The 23763-nt window shown below is 73.5% G+C and carries 13 protein-coding genes; 7 read left to right on the top strand and 6 right to left on the bottom strand.

The annotated features are described in order from the left end of the window. Positions 1-2 precede the first annotated feature (2 nt). The 7 genes from ACWV17_RS08245 (at position 3) to ACWV17_RS08215 (ending at position 14393) form a co-directional block, all read left to right on the top strand. A complete protein-coding gene (locus ACWV17_RS08245; RefSeq protein ID WP_455359125.1) occupies positions 3-1064 on the top strand; it encodes a winged helix DNA-binding domain-containing protein in 1062 nt (353 codons plus the stop codon). A gap of 90 nt (positions 1065-1154) precedes the next feature. After that, a complete protein-coding gene (locus ACWV17_RS08240; RefSeq protein WP_455359124.1) occupies positions 1155-2453 on the top strand; it encodes an MFS transporter in 1299 nt (432 codons plus the stop codon). 128 nt (positions 2454-2581) lie between these two features. Further along, complete coding sequence (locus ACWV17_RS08235; RefSeq protein WP_455359123.1) at positions 2582-7099, top strand: amino acid adenylation domain-containing protein; 4518 nt, start codon at positions 2582-2584, stop codon at positions 7097-7099. Beyond that, positions 7092-10448 (top strand): non-ribosomal peptide synthetase, encoded by a 3357-nt coding sequence (locus ACWV17_RS08230; RefSeq protein ID WP_455359122.1) that lies wholly within the window; start codon positions 7092-7094, stop codon positions 10446-10448. The genes ACWV17_RS08235 and ACWV17_RS08230 overlap by 8 nt, the downstream gene beginning before the upstream one ends. Next, positions 10448-12070, top strand: coding sequence for a condensation domain-containing protein (locus tag ACWV17_RS08225; RefSeq protein ID WP_455359121.1), 1623 nt, complete (start codon positions 10448-10450; stop codon positions 12068-12070). The genes ACWV17_RS08230 and ACWV17_RS08225 overlap by 1 nt, the downstream gene beginning before the upstream one ends. Positions 12071-12081: 11 nt before the next feature. After that, a complete protein-coding gene (locus ACWV17_RS08220; protein WP_455353896.1) occupies positions 12082-13272 on the top strand; it encodes an acyl-CoA dehydrogenase family protein in 1191 nt (396 codons plus the stop codon). Beyond that, positions 13269-14393 (top strand): acyl-CoA dehydrogenase family protein, encoded by a 1125-nt coding sequence (locus ACWV17_RS08215; protein ID WP_455359120.1) that lies wholly within the window; start codon positions 13269-13271, stop codon positions 14391-14393. Before ACWV17_RS08220 ends, ACWV17_RS08215 begins: the two co-directional genes overlap by 4 nt. A gap of 228 nt (positions 14394-14621) precedes the next feature. Here the strand turns inward: ACWV17_RS08215 and ACWV17_RS08210 are convergent, their stop codons facing one another. The 6 genes from ACWV17_RS08210 to ACWV17_RS08185 form a co-directional block, all read right to left on the bottom strand. Continuing rightward, on the bottom strand, positions 14622-15203 hold the full coding sequence (locus tag ACWV17_RS08210; protein WP_455353894.1) for a GNAT family N-acetyltransferase: 582 nt from the start codon (positions 15201-15203) through the stop codon (positions 14622-14624). Then, positions 15200-16294, bottom strand: a complete 1095-nt coding sequence (locus tag ACWV17_RS08205; protein ID WP_455359119.1) for a threonine aldolase family protein — start codon at positions 16292-16294, stop codon at positions 15200-15202. Before ACWV17_RS08205 ends, ACWV17_RS08210 begins: the two co-directional genes overlap by 4 nt. After that, positions 16291-16980, bottom strand: coding sequence for a DUF2461 domain-containing protein (locus ACWV17_RS08200; RefSeq protein WP_455359118.1), 690 nt, complete (start codon positions 16978-16980; stop codon positions 16291-16293). Before ACWV17_RS08200 ends, ACWV17_RS08205 begins: the two co-directional genes overlap by 4 nt. Beyond that, a complete protein-coding gene (locus ACWV17_RS08195; RefSeq protein WP_455359117.1) occupies positions 16977-18380 on the bottom strand; it encodes a serine hydroxymethyltransferase in 1404 nt (467 codons plus the stop codon). Before ACWV17_RS08195 ends, ACWV17_RS08200 begins: the two co-directional genes overlap by 4 nt. Continuing rightward, positions 18377-21688, bottom strand: coding sequence for a non-ribosomal peptide synthetase (locus tag ACWV17_RS08190; protein ID WP_455359116.1), 3312 nt, complete (start codon positions 21686-21688; stop codon positions 18377-18379). The genes ACWV17_RS08195 and ACWV17_RS08190 overlap by 4 nt, the downstream gene beginning before the upstream one ends. A gap of 87 nt (positions 21689-21775) precedes the next feature. Then, positions 21776-23695, bottom strand: coding sequence for a BTAD domain-containing putative transcriptional regulator (locus tag ACWV17_RS08185; RefSeq protein ID WP_455359115.1), 1920 nt, complete (start codon positions 23693-23695; stop codon positions 21776-21778). Positions 23696-23763: the final 68 nt, after the last annotated feature.

The following is a 23763-nucleotide window of genomic DNA, read 5'->3' as shown; positions in this document are numbered from 1 at the left end:
GCGTGGAACAACGATCGACCGACCGGCTGCTCAGGGCGCACGCACAGGCCATCGCCGGCGGGGTGCGGGAGCCGACGGTCGCCGCCGTCCTGGACCGGGTCCTCGCCGTACAGGCGCAGGACCTCACCGCGGCGGCGCTCGGACTCCGGGTGCGCGCCCGCGGCCTGACCGCCGACGAGGTGCACCGGGCCACGGATGTCGAACGGACCGCCGTCCGCGGCTGGTTCATGCGCGGCACCCTCCAGCTGGTGCCGGCCGCCGACGCGCGCTGGCTGCTCGCCCTGTTCGGCCCGGTCTTCCTCGCACTCGCGGCGCGTCGGCTGCGCGAACTCGGCCTGGACGAGGCCCTGTGCGAGCGCGCCGAGCGGCTGATCACCACAGCCATCGACGGTGAAGGGCCGCTCACCCGCGCCGAGCTCACCGACCGGCTCACCACCCTCGGGGTGGAGCCGAAGGGCCAGTCCGCCTTCCACCTGATCCGCCGTACCGCACTGGCCGGCCGGATCTGCCACGGGCCGCAGCGCGACGGTGAGCCCACCTTCGTCCTGCTCGACGACTGGCTGCCGGCGGCCGGCCCGCCGCCCTTTTCCGGAGCGGCGGCCGGAATCGAACTCGCCCGCCGTTACCGCGCGGCCCACGGGCCCGCCACCGTGCAGGACTTCGCCCACTGGTCCGGGCTGAAACTCGGGACCTGCAAGAGCGCCTGGGCCGCCGTACCGGAGACCGCCCGGCCTCCCGTCACCGCCGGCGAGAAACCCGACGTACGGCTGCTGCCCGCCTACGACAACTACCTGGTCGGCTACCGCAGTCGCGAACTGTCGGTACCCGCGGCGCACGAGCGCCGGGTATGGCCCGGCGGCGGGCAGATCCGGCCCACCGTGATGGCCGACGGCTGGGCCGTCGGCACCTGGTCGGGCGGCCGGCGCGGGTCGGACGTGACGGTCGAGCCGTTCCCCGGCACCGCGCCCCTGGACCCGGCGGTGTCCGCCGCGGTCGCCCGCGAGAGCGCGGACATCGCACGCTTCTACGCCGGTTCTCCTACGCTGTCCACCACCGGCCTATAATCCGCCGGATTCATAACCGGTCGATAACCCGCGCCGCATAGTTTCAGTGCCGTCCGACAATTCCGTCCCCAATCAGAAAAGGGCGTCGACATGGCACTCGGTCGGCATTCCGATTTCAACCGCCTTTGGTTCGGGCAGACCGTCAGCAACTTCGGCGACAAGATCTCTCTGCTCGCGCTGCCCACACTCGCGGTCGTGGTTCTCGACGGGGGAGCATTCGAGGTCGGCGTGCTCGGCGCGCTGCGCTTCCTCCCCTTCCTGCTGCTGGCCCCGATCGCCGGGCTGGTGGCGGACCGGGTCTCGCGCCGCACGGTCATGATCGTGGCGGACCTGGGCCGTTTCCTGGCCCTGGGCACGATCCCGCTGGCGTTCGCCCTCGACTCCGTCACCATGACGCACGTCTACATCGTGGCCGGCGTCACCGGCTGCCTCACCACCTTCTTCGAGGTCTCGTACCAGTCGTGGCTGCCGCAGCTCATCGGCACCGAGAACCTCATCGAGGGCAACACCAAACTCCAGATCAGCCGCAGCGTCGCCGAAGCCGTCGGCGCCGGTGCCGGTGGTGCGCTGATCCAGGTGCTCGGTGCCGCGCGCGCCATCACGATGGACGCGTTCACCTTCCTGGTCTCGCTGGTCGCGCTGCTCGTCATCCGGCACCGTGACCTCCGGGAGCGCACCGAGGAGAAGAAGGCCTCGGCCAAGGCCGAGATGAAGGAGGGTCTGAAGACCCTCTTCGGCACCCCGGTCCTGCGCGGCCTGTTCACCGCCAACGTCGTGGTCAACCTCGGTGCCGCGATGGGTGACGCGCTGCTGATCGTGTACGCGTACAAGACACTGCACCTGAGCCCCGGCCAGGTCGGCGCGGCCTTCGCCGTCATGTCGGTCTTCGTGATCGTCGGCGCGGTGCTGTCCGAGCAGGTCGCCAAGGTGCTCACGCTCGGCCGCACGCTGGTCCTGACGGCGGCGATTCTCGGCGCCGGCTACATCCTGGTACCGACGGGCGGCGCGGTCGCCGGCTTCGTCGGGCTGATCGTGGTCCAGGCCGTCATCGGCTTCGTCTCCCCGATGTTCGACATCCACGTCCTGAGCCTGGTGCAGGGTGTCACCCCGAACGAGCAGATGGGCCGCGTCAGCGGGAGCGCACTGTCCGCCGTGTACGGCGCCCTGTCCCTCGGCTACTTCGCCGGTGGCGCGCTGGGCGAGGTGATCGGTCTCACCGCGGGCCTCGCGGTGGCCGGTGCGGTCACCATCATCGGTGGTCTGACGCTGCTGGCGAGCCCGGTCGCCGCAATCAAGGAGATGCCGGGCGGCGACGCACCCGGGGACGGAGCCGCCGCGGCGGAGTCCGCCGCGGACGACCGCCCGGACGACGCCAAGGTCATCGCTTAGGGCGTGTCAGGCCGGTCCTGGTGCGTGGGGAGTGGGTGCCGGTCGGCCGGCACCCACTCCGACCCGTACCCCCTCCCCCTTCCTACCCCTCGCCGTATCCCTCTCCCGAAGACGCACGGAGGCTCAAGGTGAGCGAGTCCCTCGCCGAACGCATAGCCGCACTGCCGAAGTCCCGCCGGGCACTGTTCCAGGCCCTCGCGGGCCGCAACGGCGGACGCGCCGCCGTACGGGAGGACCCTGAGCCGGCCCCCCGGGATCCGGGCGAGCCGGCGGTGCTCTCCTTCGCCCAGCGGCGGCTGTGGTTCATCGACCAGCTCCAGCCCGGCAGTCCCGCCTACAACGTGCCGGTCGCCACGCGCATCCGCGGCCCGCTGGACCTCCCCGCTCTGCACGCCGCGCTCCAGGAGATCGTGGACCGGCACGAGGTGCTGCGCACCGTGTACACCGACCAGGAGGGCGCCGCCGAAGCCGTGCCGCGGGTGCTGGACGGCTACCGGCTGCCGCTGCCCGTCACCGAGCTGCCCGACGAGGCGGCCATCAGGCCGTTCTACGACGCGGACGCCGCCGCCCCCTTCGACCTCGCGGGCGCGGTACCGCTGCGCGCCTCCCTCGGACGGCTCGGAACGCAGGACCATGTCCTGGTCCTCAACCTCCATCACATCGTGACCGACGGCTGGTCGATGCGGCTGCTCTACACCGAACTGGAGCGTGCCTACGCCGCCCGTGTCGGCGCCTCCGCCGAAGGGCTTCCTCAACTGGCGCTCCAGTACGAGGACTTCGCCGCCTGGCAGCGAACGCGCATCAGCGGCGAGAGGCTGGACCAGCTCACTTCCTTCTGGCGCGAGGAACTGGGCGGCATCACCGGTCCGGTCGACCTGCCCACCGACCGTCCCCGGCCGCCCGTCTTCGGCCACGCCGGAGCGTCCCGGTACATCGACCTGCCGCCGGAACTCATCGCGAAACTGCGGAAGTTCGGCAAGTCGGAGGGCGCCACCCTCTATATGACGATGCTGGCCGGCTTCGCCGCCACCCTGCGCCGCTGGACCGGCCAGGAGGACATCGTCGTCGGCACGTCCGTCTCCGGACGCGACCACCCCGCGTTCAGCGAGCTCATCGGCTTCTTCGTCAACACCCTGCCGCTGCGCATCAGGACCGGCGGCGACCCCGGCTTCGCCGAACTGGTCCGCGCCACTCGCCGCACCACGCTCCAGGCGTACGCCCACCAGGAACTGCCCTTCGACCTGATCGTCGACACGCTCGGGCTGCCCAGGGACCCCAGCCGTCCACCGCTGACCTCGGTGATGTTCCTGCTGGACGAGACCCCCGACACCGCGCCGGCGCTCGCCGGGCTCGGCACGGAGCCCATCGACTTCTCCTCCCGGGCCACCAAGTACGACCTGATGATCAGCGTGCACGACACCGGCACCGCCGTCCGCGCCCTGGTGGAGTACCCGACCGACCTCTTCGAGGCGTCGACCGTCGACCGGCTGCTCGGCCACTTCCTCACCACCCTCGAAGGCGCCGTGACCCGGCCGGACGCCCCGCTGTCCGCCCTGCCGCTGCTCACCGACGCCGAGCGCCGTGCCGCGCTGGACGACTGGAACGCCACCCGCGCGCCCTTCCCCCAGGACGCCTGCCTCCACCACCTCTTCGAGCAGCATGCCGACCGGCGCCCCGACGCACCGGCCGTCGTCTGCGGTGGACTGGGCGGCTGGGCCGTCACCTACCGGGAGCTGGAGGAGCGCGCCAACCGGCTCGCCCACCGCCTCGTCGAGGCGGGCGCCGGACCCGACCGGACCGTCGCGCTGTGCCTGCGCCGGGGGCCGGGCCTGGTCACCGCGATCCTGGCGGTACTCAAGGCGGGCGGTGCGTACGTCCCGCTCGACCCGGACTACCCGGCCGAGCGCCTCGCCCTGCTGCTGCGGGACGCCGCGCCGCCGATCGTCGTGTCCGACTCGGAGCTGATCGGCCGGCTGCCCGTCGATTCGGCCACCACGCGCGTGCTGCTGGACACCGACCGGCCGGCCCTCGCGGAGCTGCCCGCGACGCGGCCCGCCGTCCCGGTCACCTCCCGCGATCTGGCGTACGTCATCTTCACCTCCGGCTCCACCGGCACGCCCAAGGGCATCGCCCTGGAGCACCGGGGCGTGGTCAACAACCTGCTGGACCTCAACCGTTCGTACGGCATCCGCCCCGGCGACGCGGTGCTCGCGCTGTCCTCGCCGAGCTTCGACATGAGCGTGTACGAGACGCTGGGCATGCTCGCGGCGGGCGGCACACTGGTGCTGCCGGACCCGGCCGCCGCGAAGGATCCGGCGCACTGGGCCGATCTGATCGAGCGGCACGGCGTGACCGTGTGGAACTCCGCGCCCGCCCTGCTCGACCTGCTCGTCGACCAGCTCGAATACGCGGGCGGGCCCCCACTGCCGCGCCTGCGCACCGCGTTCCTCGGCGGCGACTGGATCCCCGTCGCCCAGCCGGACCGGATCCGCGCCTTCGCCCCGGAGCTGGCGTTCGTGGCGCTCGGCGGGGCGACCGAGGCGTCCATCCACTCGGTGGAGTACCCGGTGGGCCGGGTGAACCCCGGCTGGACCAAGCTGCCGTACGGGCGGCCGATGGCCAACCAGCTCACCTACATCCTCGACCCGGACGACCGGCTGGTCCCGGTCGGCGTCCCCGGCGAACTGCACCTCGGCGGTGTGGGTCTCGCCCGCGGTTATCTGGGCCGGCCCGAGCTGACCGAGGAGAAGTTCGTCCATGTCGAACTGGAGCCCGGCCGCACGGAACGGCTGTACCGCACCGGTGACTTGGCCCGCTATGGCGCCGACGGCACCATCGAGCTGCTCGGCCGCACCGACTTCCGGATCAAGCTGAACGGGCTGCGGATCGAACCGGGCGAGGTGGAGAGCGCGCTGCGCGACCGGCCGGGGGTCCGCGAGGCGGTGGTGGTCGCCCGCCAGTCGGCCGGCTCGGCACGGCTCATCGGGTACGTCGTGCCGGAGGAGGCGGCGGTCCTGGACCTGGCGGCCCTGCGGACCGCACTCGGCGCCGTACTGCCGCCGCACTGCGTGCCCGCCGAACTGATGCCGCTGGAACGGCTGCCGCTCAGCCCGAACGGCAAGGTAGACCGCAACGCCCTGCCCGCGCCGCGGTCCACCGGACGGGGGACGCCCGCCGCGTCCGCGAGGCCTGCGGGGTCCGTCGGTTACCCGGTGCCTGCCGGGCCCGCCGCGCCCCTGACCCCCACCCCGGCCGGCGCGCACGGCTCCGCCGGCTCCGCCGCCCCCGCCGGGGCCACGGAGTCCGCCGCGTCCGCGGGGCCGGCGGCCGGCACGGGCCCCGCTGTGCCTGCGGCCGCAAGCCGCGCCAGGCTCGCTGCGCCTGCGGGGTCCGCCGGGACCGCAGATCTGGGGGCCGTCGGCCGCGCTGAAGCCGCGGGGCTTTCCCCGTCCGCGGAGCCCTCCGGGCCCGCCGGGTCCGGAGGGACGGTGGGATCCGACGGGTTCGCGGGAGCGACCGGGACCGCCGCGTTTACCGGCCCTGCCGAGTCGACCGGCCTTGCCGGGCCTCTCGGGGCCGCCGGGTACAGCGGGTCGGGCGCTTCCGGCGGGGCCCGGGCGGCCGGGGGCGGCGGGGCGCGCGGCTTGATCGTGGAGCGCATCGCCGGCGTCTGGGGCGAGGTGCTCGGCGTGCCGGGCGTCGGGCCCGACGACGACTTCTTCGCCCTCGGCGGGGACTCCTTCGCCGCCGTCCGTGCCGTCCGGGCAGTCGCCGCCGCGCTCGGTACGGCCGAGCTCAGGGTCGTGGACCTGTTCAGCAACCCCACCCCCGCCGGGCTCGCCGCCCGTACCGCCGAACTCGCCGCCGACCAGGCGGCCCCGCACCGGCTGCTGCACCGGCTGACCCCCGAGCGGCCCGCCGGCACCACCGCCCTCACGCTCGTGTGCTTCCCGCACGGCGGCGGCGACGCCATCGCCTACCAGCCGCTGGCCGCCCAACTCCCGCCGCACATCGAGCTGCTGGCGGTCTCACCGCCCGGGCACGATCCGCTGCGGCCCGGTCCCATGCTGCCGGTCACCGAGTTCGCGGAGCTCGCCGCCGCCGAGATCGCCCGTACCGTACGCGGACCGTACGCCGTGTACGGGCACTGCGCCGGAGTCGTCACCGCGCTGGAGACCACCCACGTCCTGGAGCGCAGCGGTCAGCGGCCCGTCGCGCTCCACCTCGCCGCGGCCCTCCCCGAGGAGGACCCCGAATACGCCCTGGAGATGGAACGCGTCTCCAGCGACGACGACCTCGTCGCCTACCTCACCACCATGGACGGCTTCGACGGGGTCCTCGACGACAGTGACCTCACCGCCGTCCTCCGGATGGTCCGGCACGACATGACCGAGGCAGCCCGCTTCTTCGCCCGCACCCCCGACGGCTACGACCAGCCGCTGGCCACCCCGCTCACCTGCGTCATCGGCGACGCCGACGACGCGACCGAGGGCTACGAACAGGGGCACCGCGCCTGGGGCCGGTACGCCGCCGATCTGCGGCTCGCCGTGATCCCCGGCGGCCGGCACTACTTCGCCAAGCATCTGCCCGACCGGCTCGCCGCGCTGCTGGCCGACCTGCACCGCAACGGAGGAACCCATGTCTGACCTCGCCGAACGGCTCGGCCGGCTGCCCCAGGGGCAGCGCTCCCGGCTGCTGGGCCGGATGCGCAACCAGATGACCGCCGGCGTCGGCCGCCGTATCGAGCTCAAGCGCACCGACCACGGCCCGCGTTCCCGCTCCTCGTTCCAGCAGGAGCAGATGTGGTTCGTGGACCGGCTGGGCGCGGGCAAGGCCCGCAACAACATAGCCCTGGCGATACGACTGGGCGGACCGCTCGACCGGGCCGCGCTGCACGAGGCGCTGAACGCCGTGGTCTCCCGCCACCAGGTGCTGCACAGCAAGCTCGTCGAGGTCGACGGCGTGCCCTGGCAGGAGCCCGTCCCCTCCTTCGTCCTCGGCATCCAGAGCACCGACCTGTCCGGCAGCGACGATGCCGACCGCGAGCTGAACGAGATCACCGCCTCCTGCGCCTCCGCGCCGTTCGACCTGGCCGCCGCCCCGCCCGTACGCGCCCATCTGGTGCGGCTGGCCGCAGACCGGCACGTCCTGCTCTGGGTGGTCCACCACGTCGTCTGGGACCCGGGCTCCACCCGGATCTTCACCGAGGAGCTGACCTCCTGCTACGCCGCGGCGGCCGCGGGCCGGCGCCCGGAGTGCCCCGAACTCGCCGTCGAGTACGCCGACTTCGCCGCCTGGCAGCGCGCCAAGCTGGAGAACGAGGAGCACGGCCGGGCCCTCGCCGACAAATGGCGGCAGATCCTGGCCGGTGCCCAGGCCACCGAGGTCATGCCCGACCACCCGCGCAGCCCCGAGACGCGCGGTGACGGCCGCGGCCTCACACTGAACCTGGACCAGGACCTGCTGGACCGGCTGAACGAGGTCGCCGAGAGCAACAGCACCACCGTCTTCACCACGCTGCTGGCCGCGTTCAACGCCCTGCTGCGGCACTGGACACGCACCGAGGACGTCGTCGTCGGCACCGCCAGCGCCTCCCGCCCGCACCCCGACCTGGAACGGGTCATCGGCTGCTTCGTGCAGATGATCACCCTGCGTACCGAGGTCACGGACGGCCTCACCTTCCGTGAGCTGGTCGCCCGCACCGCCGGCACGGTCATGGACGCCTTCACCCACAGCGAACTGCCCTTCGAGCAGGTCGTGGAGGCGGTCCGCCCGGTCCGCGACCCGTTGCGGCACCCCCTCTTCCAGATCGAGTTCACCTCGCTGGGCCGCTGGGGCACCCATCGCGCGGAGGCCGCCGGGGTCGAGTTCGCCATGGACCAGCTCCACGACGGGGCCGCCAAGTTCGACATGAGCTTCCTGGTCGGCGAGAACGATGGCCTGGAACTCTCCCTGGAGTACAACACCTCCCTCTACCGGCACGGCACGGCCGCCGCCCTCCTCGCCGCCTTCCAGCGGGTCCTGGAGCAGGTCGCCGAGAACCCGGATCTCCCGGTCGGTGAGCTGAGCCTCGTCGAGGAGCCCGCCGCGTCCCGGCACGCCCGCGAACTGTCCCGCGGCGGCCCGGTCGACGAGGCCGCCTGGACCACCACCCTGGACCGCGCGTTCCGCGAGCGCGCCACCATCCACCCGGACGCCGTCGCCGTCCGGCACGGCAGCACCCGGCTCGACTACGCCGCCCTCGACCGCTGGTCCGAGGCCATCGCCCACCGGCTGCGCGACCGCGGGGTACGGCACGGCGACCCGGTGGCCGTCTGCCTCGGCCGCGGCCCGGCGGCCGTCGCGGGCCTGCTCGGCATCCTCAAGGCGGGCGCCCACTACGTCCCGGTCGACCCGGCCGCGCCCGCCGAGCGGACGAAGACCGTACTCGCCGACGCCAAGGTCCGGCACGCGCTGGTCGACGACGGGGCGGAGCTGCCCGTACCGCTTGAACTGGTGCAGGCCGGCTCGACCGCGCCGGTCCGCGAAGTGCCGTCCCTCCCTCCGACGTCGACCCCCGGCGACCTGGCGTACGTCCTCTACACCTCCGGCAGCAGCGGCACCCCCAAGGGGGTGATGATCGAGCACCGCTCGGTCACCCACTTCTCCCGCACCATCGCCAAGGCGTACGAGATCGGCGCCGCCGACCGGGTACTCCAGTTCGCCCCGCTGACCTTCGACGTCTCCGTCTTCGAGGTCTTCACCACCCTGCTGGCCGGCGGCGAACTCGTCGTCGCCACCGACGACGAGCGCCGCGACCCGGCCCTGCTCCAGACCCGGATGCGCGAGGACGCGGTCACGGTCGCCGAACTCCCGCCCGCGCTGCTGCCGCTGCTGGGCCAGGCCCAACTGCCCGCGCTGCGGCTGGTGTCCGTCGGCGGCGAGGCCTTCCCCGGCAAGCTCGTCGCCGAATGGACGGCGGGCGAGCGGCGGTTCGTCAACGGGTACGGCCCGACCGAGGCCACCGTCGCCGTCACCCTGATGGACTGCACCGGCAGCTACGACCGCAACCCGCCGATCGGCCGGCCCATGCCGGGCCACCAGGCGTTCGTCCTCGATGAGCGGCTGCGCCCGGTACCGCCCGGCGTGCCCGGCGAACTCTGCGTCGCCGGGCCCGGTGTGGCGCGCGGCTACCTGGGCCGGCCCGATCTCACCGCCGAGCGTTTCGTGGACAACCCCTACGCCGACGGCCCGGAGACCGAGCGCCTCTACCGCACCGGCGACCTGGTCCGCTGGCTGCCCGGCGGCAACCTGGACTTCCTCGGCCGCACCGACCGCCAGCTGAAGCTGCGCGGCCACCGCATCGAGCCGGGCGAGGTCGAGGCGGTCCTCGTCGGGCACCCGTCCGTGCAGCAGGCCGTCGCCGTCGCCCAGCCCGCGGCGGGCGGCGAGAGGATGCTCGCCGCCTACGTCACGGTCGAGCAGGTCGGCGCGTACGCCTCTGAGGTCGCCGACGCCGAGGGCCTGCGGTCCTACGCCGCCGCCCGGCTCCCCGGCTACATGGTGCCGGTCGTCGTCGTCCTGCCCGAACTGCCACTCACCCCGCACGGCAAGGTCGATGTCGCCGCACTGCCGCTGCCCGTCGACCAGGCCGGCGAGGGCGGCACCGCGCCGCGTGACGCGATCGAGGAGCAGATCTGCCGGGACATCCTCACCCCGCTGCTGGAGTGGTCCACACCGGACGTGGAGGGCGACTTCTTCGCCCTCGGCGGCAGCTCGCTCCAGGCCACCATCGTGGTGTCCCGGGTCCGCGCCCTGTTCGGCATCGACATCGCCCTCGCCGACTTCTTCAGCCGGCCGACCGTATCCGGCCTCGCCGAACTGGTCCGCAACGCGAAGGCGGAGGCGGCCGGCGAGCAGGACCGGCTGCTGGCGGTCTTCGAGCAGATCGAGAACATGAGCGACGAGGAGGCCGCGGAACTCCTCGGCTCGCTGCAGACGCCGGACGGCCAGTGATGACCGCCCTGGCGAAATCCGCCCCGGCGGGGCGGGCGGCGCCGCCGACACCGGAGGAAGAGAGGGCGCCGGCGGCGGCAACACCGGCCGCGCCGGCGCCGGCCGCACTGGCGGCACCGGCCGCGCCGACGGCACCGGCAGAACTGGCCGCGCCGGCCGCACTGGCCGCGCCGGCGCCGGGTGAGGCGGTGCCGGCTGCGTCGGCGGCACCTCAGGGCACTGCCCCGATCGAGGGCGCGCTCGCCGCGCTGCCCGAGGCGAAACGCGAACTCGCCCGGCTCCTGCTCGCCGCCCGGCAGCCCGTACCCGGCCGGCCGGCCCCGCGCTCCGGCGCCGGGCCGGTCCCGGCCACCGCCCTGCAGACCCGGCTGTGGCGCCAGGAGTACGCCCACCCCGGCATGGGCACCGGCTCCCACGCGATACGGCTGACGGGCCACTTCGACCCGGCGCGCCTCCGGGACGCGCTCACCGGCGTACTGCGCCGGCACGAGGCGCTCCGTACCCGGCTGGTGGCGGGCACCGGAGAGGAAGGGGACGGGCTCCGGCTGGTCGTGGACGACGAGCCCTGCCTACGGCTGACACAGACCGACCTCTCCGGGTACGAGCCGCAGGCCAGAGCCGACCGCGTCGCGCGGCAGATCACCGAGAGCGCCGGCACCGTCCTCTCCCTGGAGTCGGGCCGCACCAGCTGGTTCCGGCTGCTGCGGCTCGCCCCGGACGAACACGTCCTGATCCTCGCCTCGCACCTGGCGGTCTTCGACGGCTGGTCCTCGGGCGTGTTCCTCACCGACCTCGCGGCCGGCTACCGGGACGGCGGGGCCGGCCTCATCCCGCCCGAGCTGCAGTTCCCCGACTACGCCGACTGGCAGCGCCGCTGGCTGGCCGGCCCGGAGGGCACCGCCGAACTGGCCCGGCGCCGGGCGGTGTTCGCCGGTGACCCGCCGGCACCGCGGGCTCCCGGCGGGTTCGAGCGGGGGCACCTGCCGGTCCGGCTGGCCCGTGAGCCCGTCGACGCCGGGCTCGCGCTCGGCGCGGCCGAGGGGGCGACCCCGTTCATGACCCTGCTCGCCGCGCTGGCCGTGGTGCTGGCGCGCCGGGAGGGGCGTACCGAGGTGGTGATCGGCACGCCGGCCGCCGGCCGGTTTGCCGGACAACTGGAAGGAGCCGTAGGGCAGTTCACGACCGTCGTACCGATCCGGCTCGACCTCGCGGGCGAACCGCCCTTCCGCGAGCTGCTGCACCGCACCCGTACGGCGGTGGCCGACGCGCTCAGCCACCAACGGCTGCCGGTGGACGCGCTGTTCGGCGCCGGCCACCCGGCCCCGTACAACGTCCTGTTCGCCCTGCACAACTATCCGGCCGTCCCCTTCGGCCTGCCGGGCATCGAGGTGAGCCAGCTGCCCGGCCCGCCCGCGCGCCATCTGGAGCTCTACAGCCCCGACCCCGCCGCCACGCTCGCCTGCGTCGGACTGGTCGAACGCGACGGCGAGATCGGCGGCACCGCCGAGTACAACCGGCAGGCGGCCACGCCCGACGACGTGCGCGGACTGCTCACCGGAATCGAAGAAGTGCTGGACCGGGCCGTCGCCGCGCCCGCATCCCCGGCCATCACCCGGCACTGAGAGGGGTATTCGTGCTCACTACCGAGTTCTACCGCGCACCCGCGGACTGCGGGCTCGTCCGTACCGGCGCCGACGTGCCCCGTACGCCGATGCGCGCCCTGCGCGAGGAGGTCCACGACGTCCTCGTCACCGCGCCGGTCGCCGAGGCCCGGCGCACCCGGGACCCCCGGCCCATCCACCGGGCCCTGGGCGAGGCGGGCCTGCTCGCGCCCCAGTGGCCCGAGGAGTACGGGGGCCGGGGCGTCAGCCAGGTCGCGGCCGCCGTGCTGGTCGAGGAACTGGCCATGCACGACGTGCCCGATCTGCTGCACACCCTCACCGTGCAGATCGTCGGCTCCACCCTGCTCAATGTCGCGAGCCCCGGGATGAAGGCCCGGCACCTGCCGGGCTTCGCGGCCGGGACGGCGTTCGGCTGCGTGCTCTTCAGCGAGCCGCAGGCCGGGTCCGACCTCAACATCCTCTCCACCCGCGCGGTTTCGGACGGCAACGGCGGCTACAAGCTGTACGGCACCAAGGTCCACTCCCTCTTCGCCCGGCTCGCCGACTACGGACTGTGCCTGGCCCGCGGCGAGAACGACGCGTTCAGCCTGTTCCTGGTGCCGCTCGCGCAGAAGGGCGTCAGCATCCGGCCCATCCCCGGCATCGGGGACGACGCCTTCCACGAAGTCACCCTGGACGGGGTGGCCGTGACCGCGGACGACGTCGTCGGCGAGATCGGCCAGGGCTGGGCCATCGTGGTCAAGACCCTCGCCTTCGAACGCACCGGCCTTGACTACTACGTCAAGGCCCTGCGCTGGTACCGGGCCGCCGTGGAGCGGCTGGAGGGCCACACCGACCGGCTGGAGGCCGGCACCCACGACCAGATCGGCCTGGCCAAGCTCAACGCCCGGCTGCTCGCGGCCGGCACGCTGGTCCGCCGCGTCCTGACCCGGCTGGACCGGGGTGAACTCAACGAGGACGAGGCGGCCGCCGCCAAGTGGTACACCACCGAACTGGCCGCGGAGGTGGCCTGGTGGGCCGCCGAACTCGACGGCGACCGGAGCATGACCCTCGACGACCCCGAGGTCGACGGGGTGGCACACCCACTCGATTCGGCGCTGCGGGAAGCCCCCGGGATGCGGATATCCGGCGGCACCGCCGAAATGATGCTGGAGACGCTGGCCCGGCTGCGTCTCGACTCAGGGGCGGAGGTACGGCCGTGACACCAGCGGAAGCGGGCGGCAGGACGGCAGCCGAACGGTGGCGGGAAAGGGAGGACGAGGACTCCCTCTTCCGGCAGCTGCGGCTCACCGTACGCCAGGGCCTGGAGGTCGACGGGGACACGCCGGCCGGTGCCTGGGAGGCGCTGACGCAGGTCGGCGCGTGGGAGTTCGCGCTGCCCATCGACAAGGACGGGCTCGACCTCGGCCAGGCGGTCCTCGCGATGGTCTGCGAGGAGGCGGGCAACGCGATGCAGCCCGTACCGCTGCCCGACACGCTGCTCGCGCTGGATCTGCTCTCCGGTCTGGGGCCCTCCGCGCCGGAGGCGGTCGACGTACTGCTCGACCGGGTACGGGCGGGTGAGCATCCGCTCGCGGTGCCGGGCCGGCTGCCGGACCCGAGGGGTGCCGTTCCGCCGGGGCTCACCTGGAAACCGGACCCGGCGACCGGAGACGTCCTGCTGACCGGCACCGGCGGGCCGTTCGCCGCCGGGGTCGGCGCGGGCGCGCTACTGGTCCTGGCGAGCGGGCCCGACGGGCCGTGCGTCGCGGTCGTGGACCTGCCCGCCACCGGGGTCGTGGTGCGGCCGCTGCGCGACCACGGCGGGGGAGCGGTCGCCGGTGCGGTCTTCGACGAGGCGCGGGTGCCGGCCGAGGCGGTGGTACTGCGCGGGATCGCCGCGGAACAGGCGCTGGCCCGGGTGGGGTTGCGGGCCTCGGTCCACCAGGCCTCGCTGCTGGCCGGGATCACCGCCGCCGCACTGACGGCCGTGGTGTCCCGGATCCGCGGCCGGCAGCAGTTCGGTCAGGCGCTGGTCAAGCACCAGGGGCCACGGCTGCGGGTCGCCGGGCTGCTGGCCCGGCTGGACGCGGTGCGGTGGGCCGTGGGCGACGCCGCCCGCGACCTCGACGAGGGCCGCCTCACGCCGGGCGAGGCGGCCGGGCTGATCGCGCTGACGGCGGAGACGACCCTCGACGTCACGCGGGACGCGGTCCATCTGCACGGCGCGTCGGGACTGGTACGGGACGGACTGGTGGCCGGCTGCTACCGCCGCGCGGCCTGGGAAGCCCTGCGCTGCGGCCGCCCGGCCCACCTGTGGGACACGGCGGCGCACACACCGTAGGGGGTGGTCCCCCCCCCAGCTGGGCCGGCGCCGTTGCCCGACGAGCTCGTCGAGCCGGCGCGCCTCGGCGGAGCCGGCCGCGCCGTGCTGGTCCCGCTGACCGGCCCGACGGCAACGCGGCAAGGCCGGCCCGGCCGAACCGCTGGGCCGGAGCGGACCCCGGCTCGGCGTGAAGGGGCTCCCGCCATGTGCGGGAGCCCCTTCGCCGGCCGGTGATCCGAAAGGCCGTCAGGCCAGATCCCGTCGCATCACCCAGCGGTGGCGTTTGTCGCTCTTCGCCTCCGTCTTCTTCACCCGGCGGAAGCCGGCCCGCTCGAACATCTCCATCGTTCCGACGTACGCGAGCGTCGGGTTCACCCGGCCGCCCTCCGGGTCGACGGGGTACCCCTCGACGGCCGGCGCGCCGTGCGCCCGGGCGTGTTCGACCGCGCCCTCCAGCAGGCCCGACGCGACACCCTGGCCGCGGAAGTCCTTGCGTACGACGAAACAGGTCACCGACCACACAGGCAGCTCGTCCACCGGCGTGATCGTCTTCGAGGCGGCGAGCCGGTCGAGCTGCCCCCGCGGTGCCACATTGCACCAGCCAGCCACCTCCCCGCCCACATAGCCCAGCACTCCGGGCGGCGGGTCCGCGGACTCGACGAGGGAGCGCATGTGCTTGCCCCGCTCGTCGGCGGTCATCCGCCCGTAGTCACCGGTGGACAGCCGCCAGGCCATGCACCAGCAGGTGTGGGCGCTCTTCTTCGGCTGAAGAACGGCCTGGAGATCGTCCCAGCGCTCCGCCGTGGCGGGTCGCACTTCTAAACTCATGCTGCCTCTTCGCTCTCTTCCGCTTTCTCCATGTGCCCCGTGCCCGCGGCGTGTTGCATCCCGGGGCCGGCTTCACTCATAGCCGCCACGAGCACCTCCACCGCACGTTGACACGCCTTGCGTCCTACATCCAGATGGGTGACCAGCCGGACCACCGACGGACCTGGCGCGGTCACCAGCACCCCCTTCCGGGCCGCCCTCGCCACGACGTCCTGCGCGCCGGCTGTTCCGACCAGCACGATGTTGGTCTCCGGCGGCCGGACCGAGTACCCCGCGTCCCGCAGCCCGGCCGCCAGCAGAGCGGCGTTGGCGTGGTCCTCGCTGATCCGCTCCCGGTGGTGGTCCAGGGCGTACAGACCGGCCGCTGCGAGGATCCCGGACTGCCGCATTCCACCGCCCAGCCCGTGCCGCAGCTTCCGGGCCTGCGGCAGGAGTTCGGCCGCCAGCAGCAGCACCGAGCCGACCGGTGCACCGAGCCCCTTCGACAGGCATACGGAGAGCGAGTCGGCGACCGGCGATCCGTACTCCGCGAGAGGCGTCCCGGTCGCGGCCTGCGCGTTCCAGATCCGGGCACCGTCCATATGGACGGCGACCCCCGTCTCCGCGGTCAGCCTGCGCACGGCGTGCAGCGTTTCCAGCGGGTGGACCGTGCCGCCCGCGCGGGTGTGGGTCTGCTCGACCTCCACCGCGCGCGTCCCGACGGTGTACGCGTTCCCCGGCCGCAGTACCTCGGCCAGCGCCTCCGGCGTGACCAGACCGCGCCCGGCCGACACCGTACGCGTCTGGATCCCGCCGTACCGCGCGGGCGACGCCTCCTCGTGCGCCAGGATGTGCGCCTCGGCGTCGCAGACCAGCTCCTCGCCCGGTGCCACCAGCAGCCGCAGGCCGATCTGGTTGGCCATCACCCCGGACGGTACGAACAGGGCGCCGGAGAAGCCGAACAGGCCGGCCAGCCGCTCCTCCAGCGCGCGCACGGTAGGGTCCTCGCCGAACAGGTCGTCGCCGACCTCCGCGGACGCCATCGCCGCGCGCATCCCGGACGTCGGCCGGGTGACCGTGTCGCTGCGCAGATCGACGGTTTCGACTGTCATGACGGAGTGTCAACTCCTTCTGGGCGGCGCTTCGGTGTCAGCTCGCGCGCGGCGAACCAGTCCAGCAGCGGCCGCACCAGCCGCCAGGTCTCCCGGACCAGCTCGCCGGCCCGCGCCGTGTGGACCTCGGGTCCGGGCCCGTACCACCGTCCGGCGTCGATCTTGCGGTGTCGCAGCAGATCCAGCCGCGGATGGTCCGCCGGGACACCGCGCGGCCGGGACCTGAGCCGGTCGCCGCCGATCACGAAGCCGTGGCTCACCAAGCGCCCCACGATCGCGGCCAGTTCCGTGCCGCCGTCCTCGTCCTCGACGGCGGCACGGTACCGGGCGACGTGTTCACCGGCGTACGGGTAGTAGCGCCCCGAGACGTACAGCCCCCGCTGGTCCAGGTGCAGCCAGAAGCCCAGACAGGGCAGCAGGTCCAGATAGGCGCCCTGGTAGGTCTTGTACGGGGACTTGTCGTGGGACATCCGGGTGTCCCGGACGGGGCCGAGCACCCGCACCCCGTCCGGGCCGGCCCCCGCACCGAAAGCGACACCCAGCTCGGCGGCCAGCTCGTCCATCGGCGCCCGTACGTCACGCTCGTACACCTCGCGGTGGCGCAGTCGCCATGCCTCCTTGGTGTTGTCGGCCGCGAGATCCGCGTACAGGCGCAGCGCCGAGGGCGGGAAGCCGCTGAAGGTCATGACAGATAGCCCGGCAGGGGGTGGCGGGCGCACAGCTCCGAGACCCGGGCGCGGACCCGGTCCCGTACCGCGTCCGGGAGCACTCCGGCGCCGGCGCGCAGCGCGTCGAGGACGTCACCGACCAGGTCGGCGCATGCGGCGGCGGCGTTCCGGTCCATCCCGCGGGCGGCCAGCGTGTTGCTGCCCAGCCGCAGTCCGCCCGTCACCCGGACGGGCGTGGTGTCGCCCGGTACCCGGTTGCGGTTGACCACGATCCCGCATGATTCCAGGGCCTGTTCGGCGATGTCACCGGTCAGTCCGGTCCCCCGCAGGTCGAGCAGCACCATGTGGGTGTCGGTGCCGCCGGTGACCAGGCGCAGTCCGCGCTCGGAGAGCCGTTCGGCGATGGCCTGCGCGCCGTCCGCCAGCCGCTTGGCGAGCTCGGCGAACTCGGGGCCGGCCACGAAGTCCAGCGCCCGCGCCTTGGCCGCGACCGACGCGAGATCGGGAGTGCCCTGGGTGAAGGGGAACACGGCCCGGCGCAGCGTCGCGGCCAGCGTGCCGCGTTCGGGACCGGCCTTACGGGCGTCGCGGCCCAGCAGGATCAGACCGCCGCGCGGGCCGTACAGCTGCTTGTAGGTGCTGGTGGTGGTGACATGGGCGTGGTCGATCGGACTGGGGTGCAGCCCCGCCGCGACCAGGCCGGCGATGTGCGAGATGTCGGCGAGCAGGTAGGCGTTGGCCTCGTCCGCGATCTCCCGGAAGCGGGCGAAGTCGATGCTCCGCGGATAGGCGCTCGCGCCGCACACGATCAGCTTGGGCCGGTGGGCGAGGGCCATGGAACGGATCTGGTCGTAGTCCAGGAGGCCTTCCGGGGTGACCCGGTAGCCCTTGGCCCGGTAGTAGCGGCCGGTCACCGAGGCGGGGGAGCCATGGGTGAGGTGGCCCCCGCAGTCGAGGTCCAGACCGAGGAGGGTGTCGCCCGGGCTGAGCAGCGCGGTGATGACGGCGAGGTTCGCGGAGGACCCGGAATGCGGCTGCACGATGGCGTCCTGGGCGCCGAAGGCCGCGCGGGCCCGGTCGATCGCGAGCCGCTCGATCTCGTCGGCCACCCCGCAGCCGGCGTGATAGCGGCCGCCGGGGTAGCCCTCGGCGGTGAGATTGCCGAGCGCGCTGCCCCCGCAGGCGAGTACCGAGGGGTCGGCGACGCTGGAGGCCGCGACCATCATCAGGGTGTCGTTCTGGCGCGCCGACTCCCGGGTGAGCAGGGCGTACAGCGACGCGTCGGCCTCCCGGAGCCTGGCGGCGGCGACGCCGGCGAACGCGACCAGATCGGGCCCGTCCGGCTCGGGCCCCCCGGCGTCGAGCGGGGCGCCGCCGTCGGACGGCTCCGCGACCGGCGCGGGCAGGGTGAGGCTCATGACTGTCCCCTCTCGTCAGTGGTCCGTGTGTCCGTGCTCCGCGGCGCGCCCGCGTCGTCCGTCTCCATCTCGCTGAGCGCCTCGGCCGCAGCGACGGCGCCGTCGCCGTGCTGCTCGTCCGCGGCGATCTTCTCGGCCAGCTCGCGGACCAGCGGGTTCTGGAACACGGTCTTGACTGGCACGGGCACGCCCAGCAGCTCCTGGAGGAGGCCGGCCAGCCGGGTGCCGCTGAGCGAATCGCCGCCGAGCTTGAAGAAGTTGTCGGCGGGTGCCACGCGGTCGAGGCCGAGGATGTCGGCGACAGCCGCGCACAGCACGAGTTCCAGGGCGCTGCCCGGCTCCTGGTCACCGTCCGCGGGAGCGGTGTCCTCGGCGGAGTGCTGCTGTCCGGCGGTGGCGGCCAGCAGCAGCCGGTCGACCTTGCCGTTGCGGGTGAGCGGCAGTTCCTCCAGCACGGTGAGCGCGGACGGGACCATATACGCGGGCAGCTGCTCACTCAGCCGCGCCAGGACCGGCTCGGCCGCGTCGTCGCCCTCGCCCTCGGGCACCACGAACGCGTGCAGCCGGCGGACGCCGTGGGCGCTGGCCGGGGCCACCACCACGGCCGCCGCCACCTGCTCGTCCTGGCGCAGGGCCGCCTCGATCTCGCCCAGCTCGATCCGGTGGCCCTGGACCTTCACCTGGAAGTCGTCCCGGCCCAGGATCTCGATACTGCCGTCCGGCAGATAGCGGCCCAGGTCGCCGGTCAGGTAGGCCCGTTCACCGGTCTCGGGCAGGTTGACGAACCGGCTGCGGGTGCGCTCCTCGTCGTTCCAGTAGCCGAGCGCCAGGCCCACGTCACTGGCCACCGCCATCTCGCCGACGACGCCGAGGGGCCGCTCGCACGCCGTGCCGTCGACGATGTAGTAGTGCTGGTTGGTGATGGGTGTGCCGTACGGGATGCTCGTCCAGGACGGGTCCACCTCGCCGATCGGCTGGAACAGCGACCAGCAGATCGTCTCCGTCGGGCCGCCCGAGCCCACCACCTGGATGCGGGGGCTCTGCGCGCGCAGCCGGTCGGGCAGGGTCAGCGGAATCCAGTCACCGGAGAGCACCGACAGCCGCAGCGACTCCAGGGGCCGGCCGCCGCCGCGCCGCTCCCGCACCTCCGCCTCACCCACGAGCAGTTCCATCAGCACGGGTACGGAGTTCCACAGGGTGACCCGCTCGGCCGCCACCAGATCGGCCCAGACGTCCGGCTCCGCGTGCTCGAACGGCGGCGGGATCACCACGGTGCCGCCCTGCGTCAGTACACCGAACACGTCGTAGATCGAGGCGTCGAAGTGCAGCCCGGAGATGGCCAGCAGCCGGTCCGCCGCGTCGATGCCGAAGCGCGCGGCGACATCGCGGACGAGGTTGACCACACCGATGTGGTCGACCATCACCCCCTTGGGCTCGCCCGTCGAGCCGGAGGTGAAGATGGTGTAGGCGAGATCCGCGGGGGTCTGGGCGGTGTCGGGCCGGGTGGCGTCGCCGACCTCGAAGTCCCGGTCCACCCGGTAGCGGCGGGCACTGGGCGGCCAGCTGATCCGGGTGTCCAGACCTGACTGGGTGAGGATCTTGTCGACACCGGCCTCGGCGAGCAGCCGGCGCAGCCGCTCCGGCGGTACGGAGGGGTCCAGCGGCAGATAGGCGGCGCCGGAGGCGAGGATGCCGTACACCGCCGCGTACTGCTCCCAGCCCTTCTCCATGACGACGGCGATCAGCTCGCCGGGGGCCGCGCCGTGCGCACGCAGGATCCGCCCGATCCGCCAGGAGTAGGCGGCCAGTTCGGCGTAGGTCAGCCGGCGCTTCGCGTCCACGACCGCCTCGGCGTCGGGGGTGCGCGCGACCTGCTCGGCGAACAGCTCGTGCAGGGTGGTGTACGGGATCTGGCCGGCCGTGTCGTTGACCTGCCGGCGCAGCTCGCGCTCGGCCGGCGGGATCAGGTCGAAGCGCTTGGTGCGCAGGCTGTCCGGGTCGTCGGTGAGCCGCCGCAGCAGGCTCACGTACACCCCGAAGGCGGCGTCGATGAAACCGGGCGCGAACGCGCCGTCGACGAAGTCCCAGATGACCCGCAACTCGCCGGCCAGCTCGCGGAGCTGGACGTCCAGCGAGACCTGTGGCGTCTGCGAGATCGAGTAGACCTCGCGGCCGAGATCGGTCACCGGGCGGCGGGCCGGGTAGTCGAGCAGACTGGTGACGACCACGGGCATTCCGGCCTGCGCGCCCACCCCGTGCAGCCGGGTCAGCTCACGCAGCACCCGTACCCCGTTGAACGCGCCGTGCTCCATGTCACGGCCCAGCTGGTCGCGCAGCGCGTGCGCCCGGTCCAGGAAGGTCTCGCCGGAGCTGTCGGCGGCCAGCAGCACGGCGTTGGTGAAGTCGCCGAGCACCCCGCCGATGCCCTCGTGCACCGAAGGGCGCTGGAAGACCGGGTAGTTGAGGGTGAAGTCGGCCTCCTCCGCCCAGCACCGGATCACCTCGGCGAACGCGGCGGTGAGCAGCACCGAGGGCGTCAGGCCCGCCTCGCGCGCCCGCGCGGCGAACCGCTGCCAGTCGGCGGGCGGCAGCCGGTACTCGCGCCGGTCGAAGCGGACCTCGCCGCCCTCGCGCGGGCCGGCCGTCGGCAGGGACGGGGCGGGCGGCAGGGTGGGCACGCGTTCCAGCCAGTAGTCGCGGGCGGCGCGGAAGGCCTCGGTGTGCGGCAGCGCGTCGGCGCGCCAGTGCGCGTACTCGGCGAACGTGATGCCGGGATCGGGGAGTTCGGCGTCCGGGTTCTCGTACAGGTCGATCAGATCGGGAAAGAGCACCTGGAAGGCGCTGGAGGCGTCCAGCACCTGGAGGTCGATACCGAGATGGACGCGGACGGGGTTCCCCTCGCCGGGCAGCCGGATGATCCGCAGGTCGAACAGCGGCCAGCTGCCCACCGGGAAGACCACATGGCTCATCTCGGCGCGCAGCTCGGCGAGTTGCTTGTGCGCGTCCTCCTCGGGAAGACCGCGCAGGTCCAGGACCGGTATGTCGTACGGGGGCGGATCGGCCGGCACATGCTGGGTACCGTCCGGGCGGCCGACCGCGCGGAGCATGTCGTGGCGGGCGACCACCCGGCGCCAGGCCGTACTGAAGCGCTCGGGATCGAGGTCAGCCCGCTCCCACTCGAAATAGCCGTAGCAGCCGATACTGCCCAGCTCGACGGCTTCGCCACGCCCGATCATCAGCGCCTGTTGTGTCTCGGTCATCGGGAAGGACGCGGCGCTGTCCGCGCGGGTGTGCAAGAGGTCGGTCATGGTCCAACTCCGCTCGCAGGTAGGGAAATAGGGGCCGGGGCCAGGGCCGGTACCACGGGCCGGGAGGTGCGCGCTGCCGGGCAGAACCTAGGGGCGGCTGGTTAGCCACCGGTTACGTTCCGCCGGGCCGGCGTCCGCGCCGGGGGCCGGGAGGGCTCCGGAGCCGGGCAGGCCGGCCGGGCCGGGCAGGCCGGCCGGGCCGGGCAGGGACAGGGCGAACAGCCGTACCAGCGGGTGGAACTGGTAGCAGGGCTGTCCCCACTCGTCGGCGCCGCTGACCTCCAGCAGCGCCGCATCGGCGAGCGCCTCCAGCAGCCGCTCGGCGTCCCCCTCCGGCACCTCCAGCAGCCCGGCCGCCTTCACCGCCGGGAACGGCTCGGCCCCCAGCCCCGCCAGTACGGGAAACGCCTCCCGCGCCCCGGGTTCCAGCGCCCGCCAGGACAGCAGCAGCGCGGTGTGCACGTCCAGGTCGCCCGAGTGCAGCTCGCGCAGCCGGGTGGCCGGATCCGCCAGCCGCCGGGCGAGCCGGTCCGGCGCGTAGTGCGGCCGGGCGGCGATCCGGGTGCCGACGATCCGCAGGGCCAGCGGCAGCCCGGCGCAGTGCTCCACGATCACGGACGCCGCGCCGGGCGCGGCCGTCACGCGGTCGGGCCCGGCGGCCGCGGCGAGCAGTTCCAGCGACGACTGGGAGCAGAGCGGTTCCAGGGCGACCGTGTGCGCGCCGGCCACCGTGGGCAGCGCGGTGCGACCGGTGATCAGTACGGCCGGTTCGGGGGTGTTGGGCAGCAGCGGGCCGAGCTGGGCGGCCCCGGCCGCGTTGTCCAGCAGGATCAGCAGCCGCCGGCCGCCGGTGTGTTCGCGGTAGAGGCGGACCAGCTCGTCCAGATCCTCGGCGGTGGCCGCCCCGGCCGGCCGGCCCAGCGCGCGCAGCAGATGGACCAGTACGCGGCCGGGGTGGCGCGGTGTGCCGTCGGGCGCCCGGAGGTCGGCGTACAGCTGTCCGTCGGGGAAGTGCCGCTGGCAGCGGTGTGCCGCGTGTACGGCGAGCGCGGTCTTGCCGAGCCCCGCCATACCGGTGACCAGGACGCGGCGGGGCCGGTCGCAGGCTCCGCCGACCGGGGTGAGAGCCCGGCACAGCAGGTCCAGCTCACGCTCCCGGCCGGTGAAGTCCACGGTGTCCGGAGGCAGCATCGCCGGTACGGGGGCGGGCCGGCCGGAGTCCGGTGCCGGGCGGGCGGCGGCCGCCCGTACGGCGGTCCTGATCTCCGGCTGCCGGTCGAGGCTGCCTTCGAGCAGCGCCTGATAGGTGGCCTGGAGCTCCTCGCCGGGGTCCACGCCCAGCTCGTCGGCGAGCACCTCGCGGCCGTGATGGTAGAGATGAATGGCGTCGGCCTGCCGGCCGGTGCGGCACAGGGCGGTCATCAGCTGGCTGCGGATGCGCTCCCGCAGCGGGAACTCGGCGACCAGGCCGGTGAGTTCGATAGTGATCTGCTCGTGCCGGCCGAGCGCGAGATCCGCCGCGATCCGGTGCTCCAGGGTCACCGCCCGGGCCTCGTTGAGGCGAGGAGCCTCGGCGTCGGTGAGGTAATCCGTGGTGTTCGCGAAAGGGAACCCGTTCCACCGCGCGAGGGCGTCGCGCAAAAGATCTCCCGCTTTTTCGAAGTCGCCTTCGAGCAGGGCTTCCCGGCCGTCGCGGCCGAGCCGCTCGAATTCGATCAGGTCCAGGGTGGAATCGCCTATGGCCATGGCATATCCGGGTGGCCTGCGGTCGATCAGGACCGCTTGGCCGAGGATTTTCCGCAGCCGCGAGACATACGTGTACAGCTGGGCGCCGGCGGTGGCCGGCGGGGTCCAGCCCCACAGCAGGCGGCTGAGCCGTTCGTCGGAAACGACCTCTTCGCGGGCCAGCAGGAGGGCCCCGAGCACGGTGTGCAGCTTCGCCCCGGAGAGCGGGGCTCTGCGCCCGTCCTGGCGTACCTCGACTGGACCGAGCACTCGGAATTCCATGTGTGCAGCCCCGTTCGTGATTCATGGGAAGAATCTCCGAACGACGCTAGAGGAGCGCGTTGTTCTCT

This window comes from Streptomyces mabaensis, assembly GCF_053763515.1.
Note: the sequence above shows the minus strand (reverse complement) of the source record. Positions and strands in the feature narration are given on the sequence as shown.

Excerpts from the sequence above, each read along its gene's own strand:
- ACWV17_RS08240 (WP_455359124.1), top strand. The coding sequence starts at position 1,155 with ATGGCACTCGGTCGGCATTCCGATTTCAACCGCCTTTGGTTCGGGCAG.
- ACWV17_RS08230 (WP_455359122.1), top strand. The coding sequence starts at position 7,092 with ATGTCTGACCTCGCCGAACGGCTCGGCCGGCTGCCCCAGGGGCAGCGC.
- ACWV17_RS08225 (WP_455359121.1), top strand. The coding sequence starts at position 10,448 with ATGACCGCCCTGGCGAAATCCGCCCCGGCGGGGCGGGCGGCGCCGCCG.
- ACWV17_RS08210 (WP_455353894.1), bottom strand. The coding sequence starts at position 15,203 with ATGAGTTTAGAAGTGCGACCCGCCACGGCGGAGCGCTGGGACGATCTC.
- ACWV17_RS08205 (WP_455359119.1), bottom strand. The coding sequence starts at position 16,294 with ATGACAGTCGAAACCGTCGATCTGCGCAGCGACACGGTCACCCGGCCG.
- ACWV17_RS08200 (WP_455359118.1), bottom strand. The coding sequence starts at position 16,980 with ATGACCTTCAGCGGCTTCCCGCCCTCGGCGCTGCGCCTGTACGCGGAT.
- ACWV17_RS08195 (WP_455359117.1), bottom strand. The coding sequence starts at position 18,380 with ATGAGCCTCACCCTGCCCGCGCCGGTCGCGGAGCCGTCCGACGGCGGC.
- ACWV17_RS08190 (WP_455359116.1), bottom strand. The coding sequence starts at position 21,688 with ATGACCGACCTCTTGCACACCCGCGCGGACAGCGCCGCGTCCTTCCCG.
- ACWV17_RS08185 (WP_455359115.1), bottom strand. The coding sequence starts at position 23,695 with ATGGAATTCCGAGTGCTCGGTCCAGTCGAGGTACGCCAGGACGGGCGC.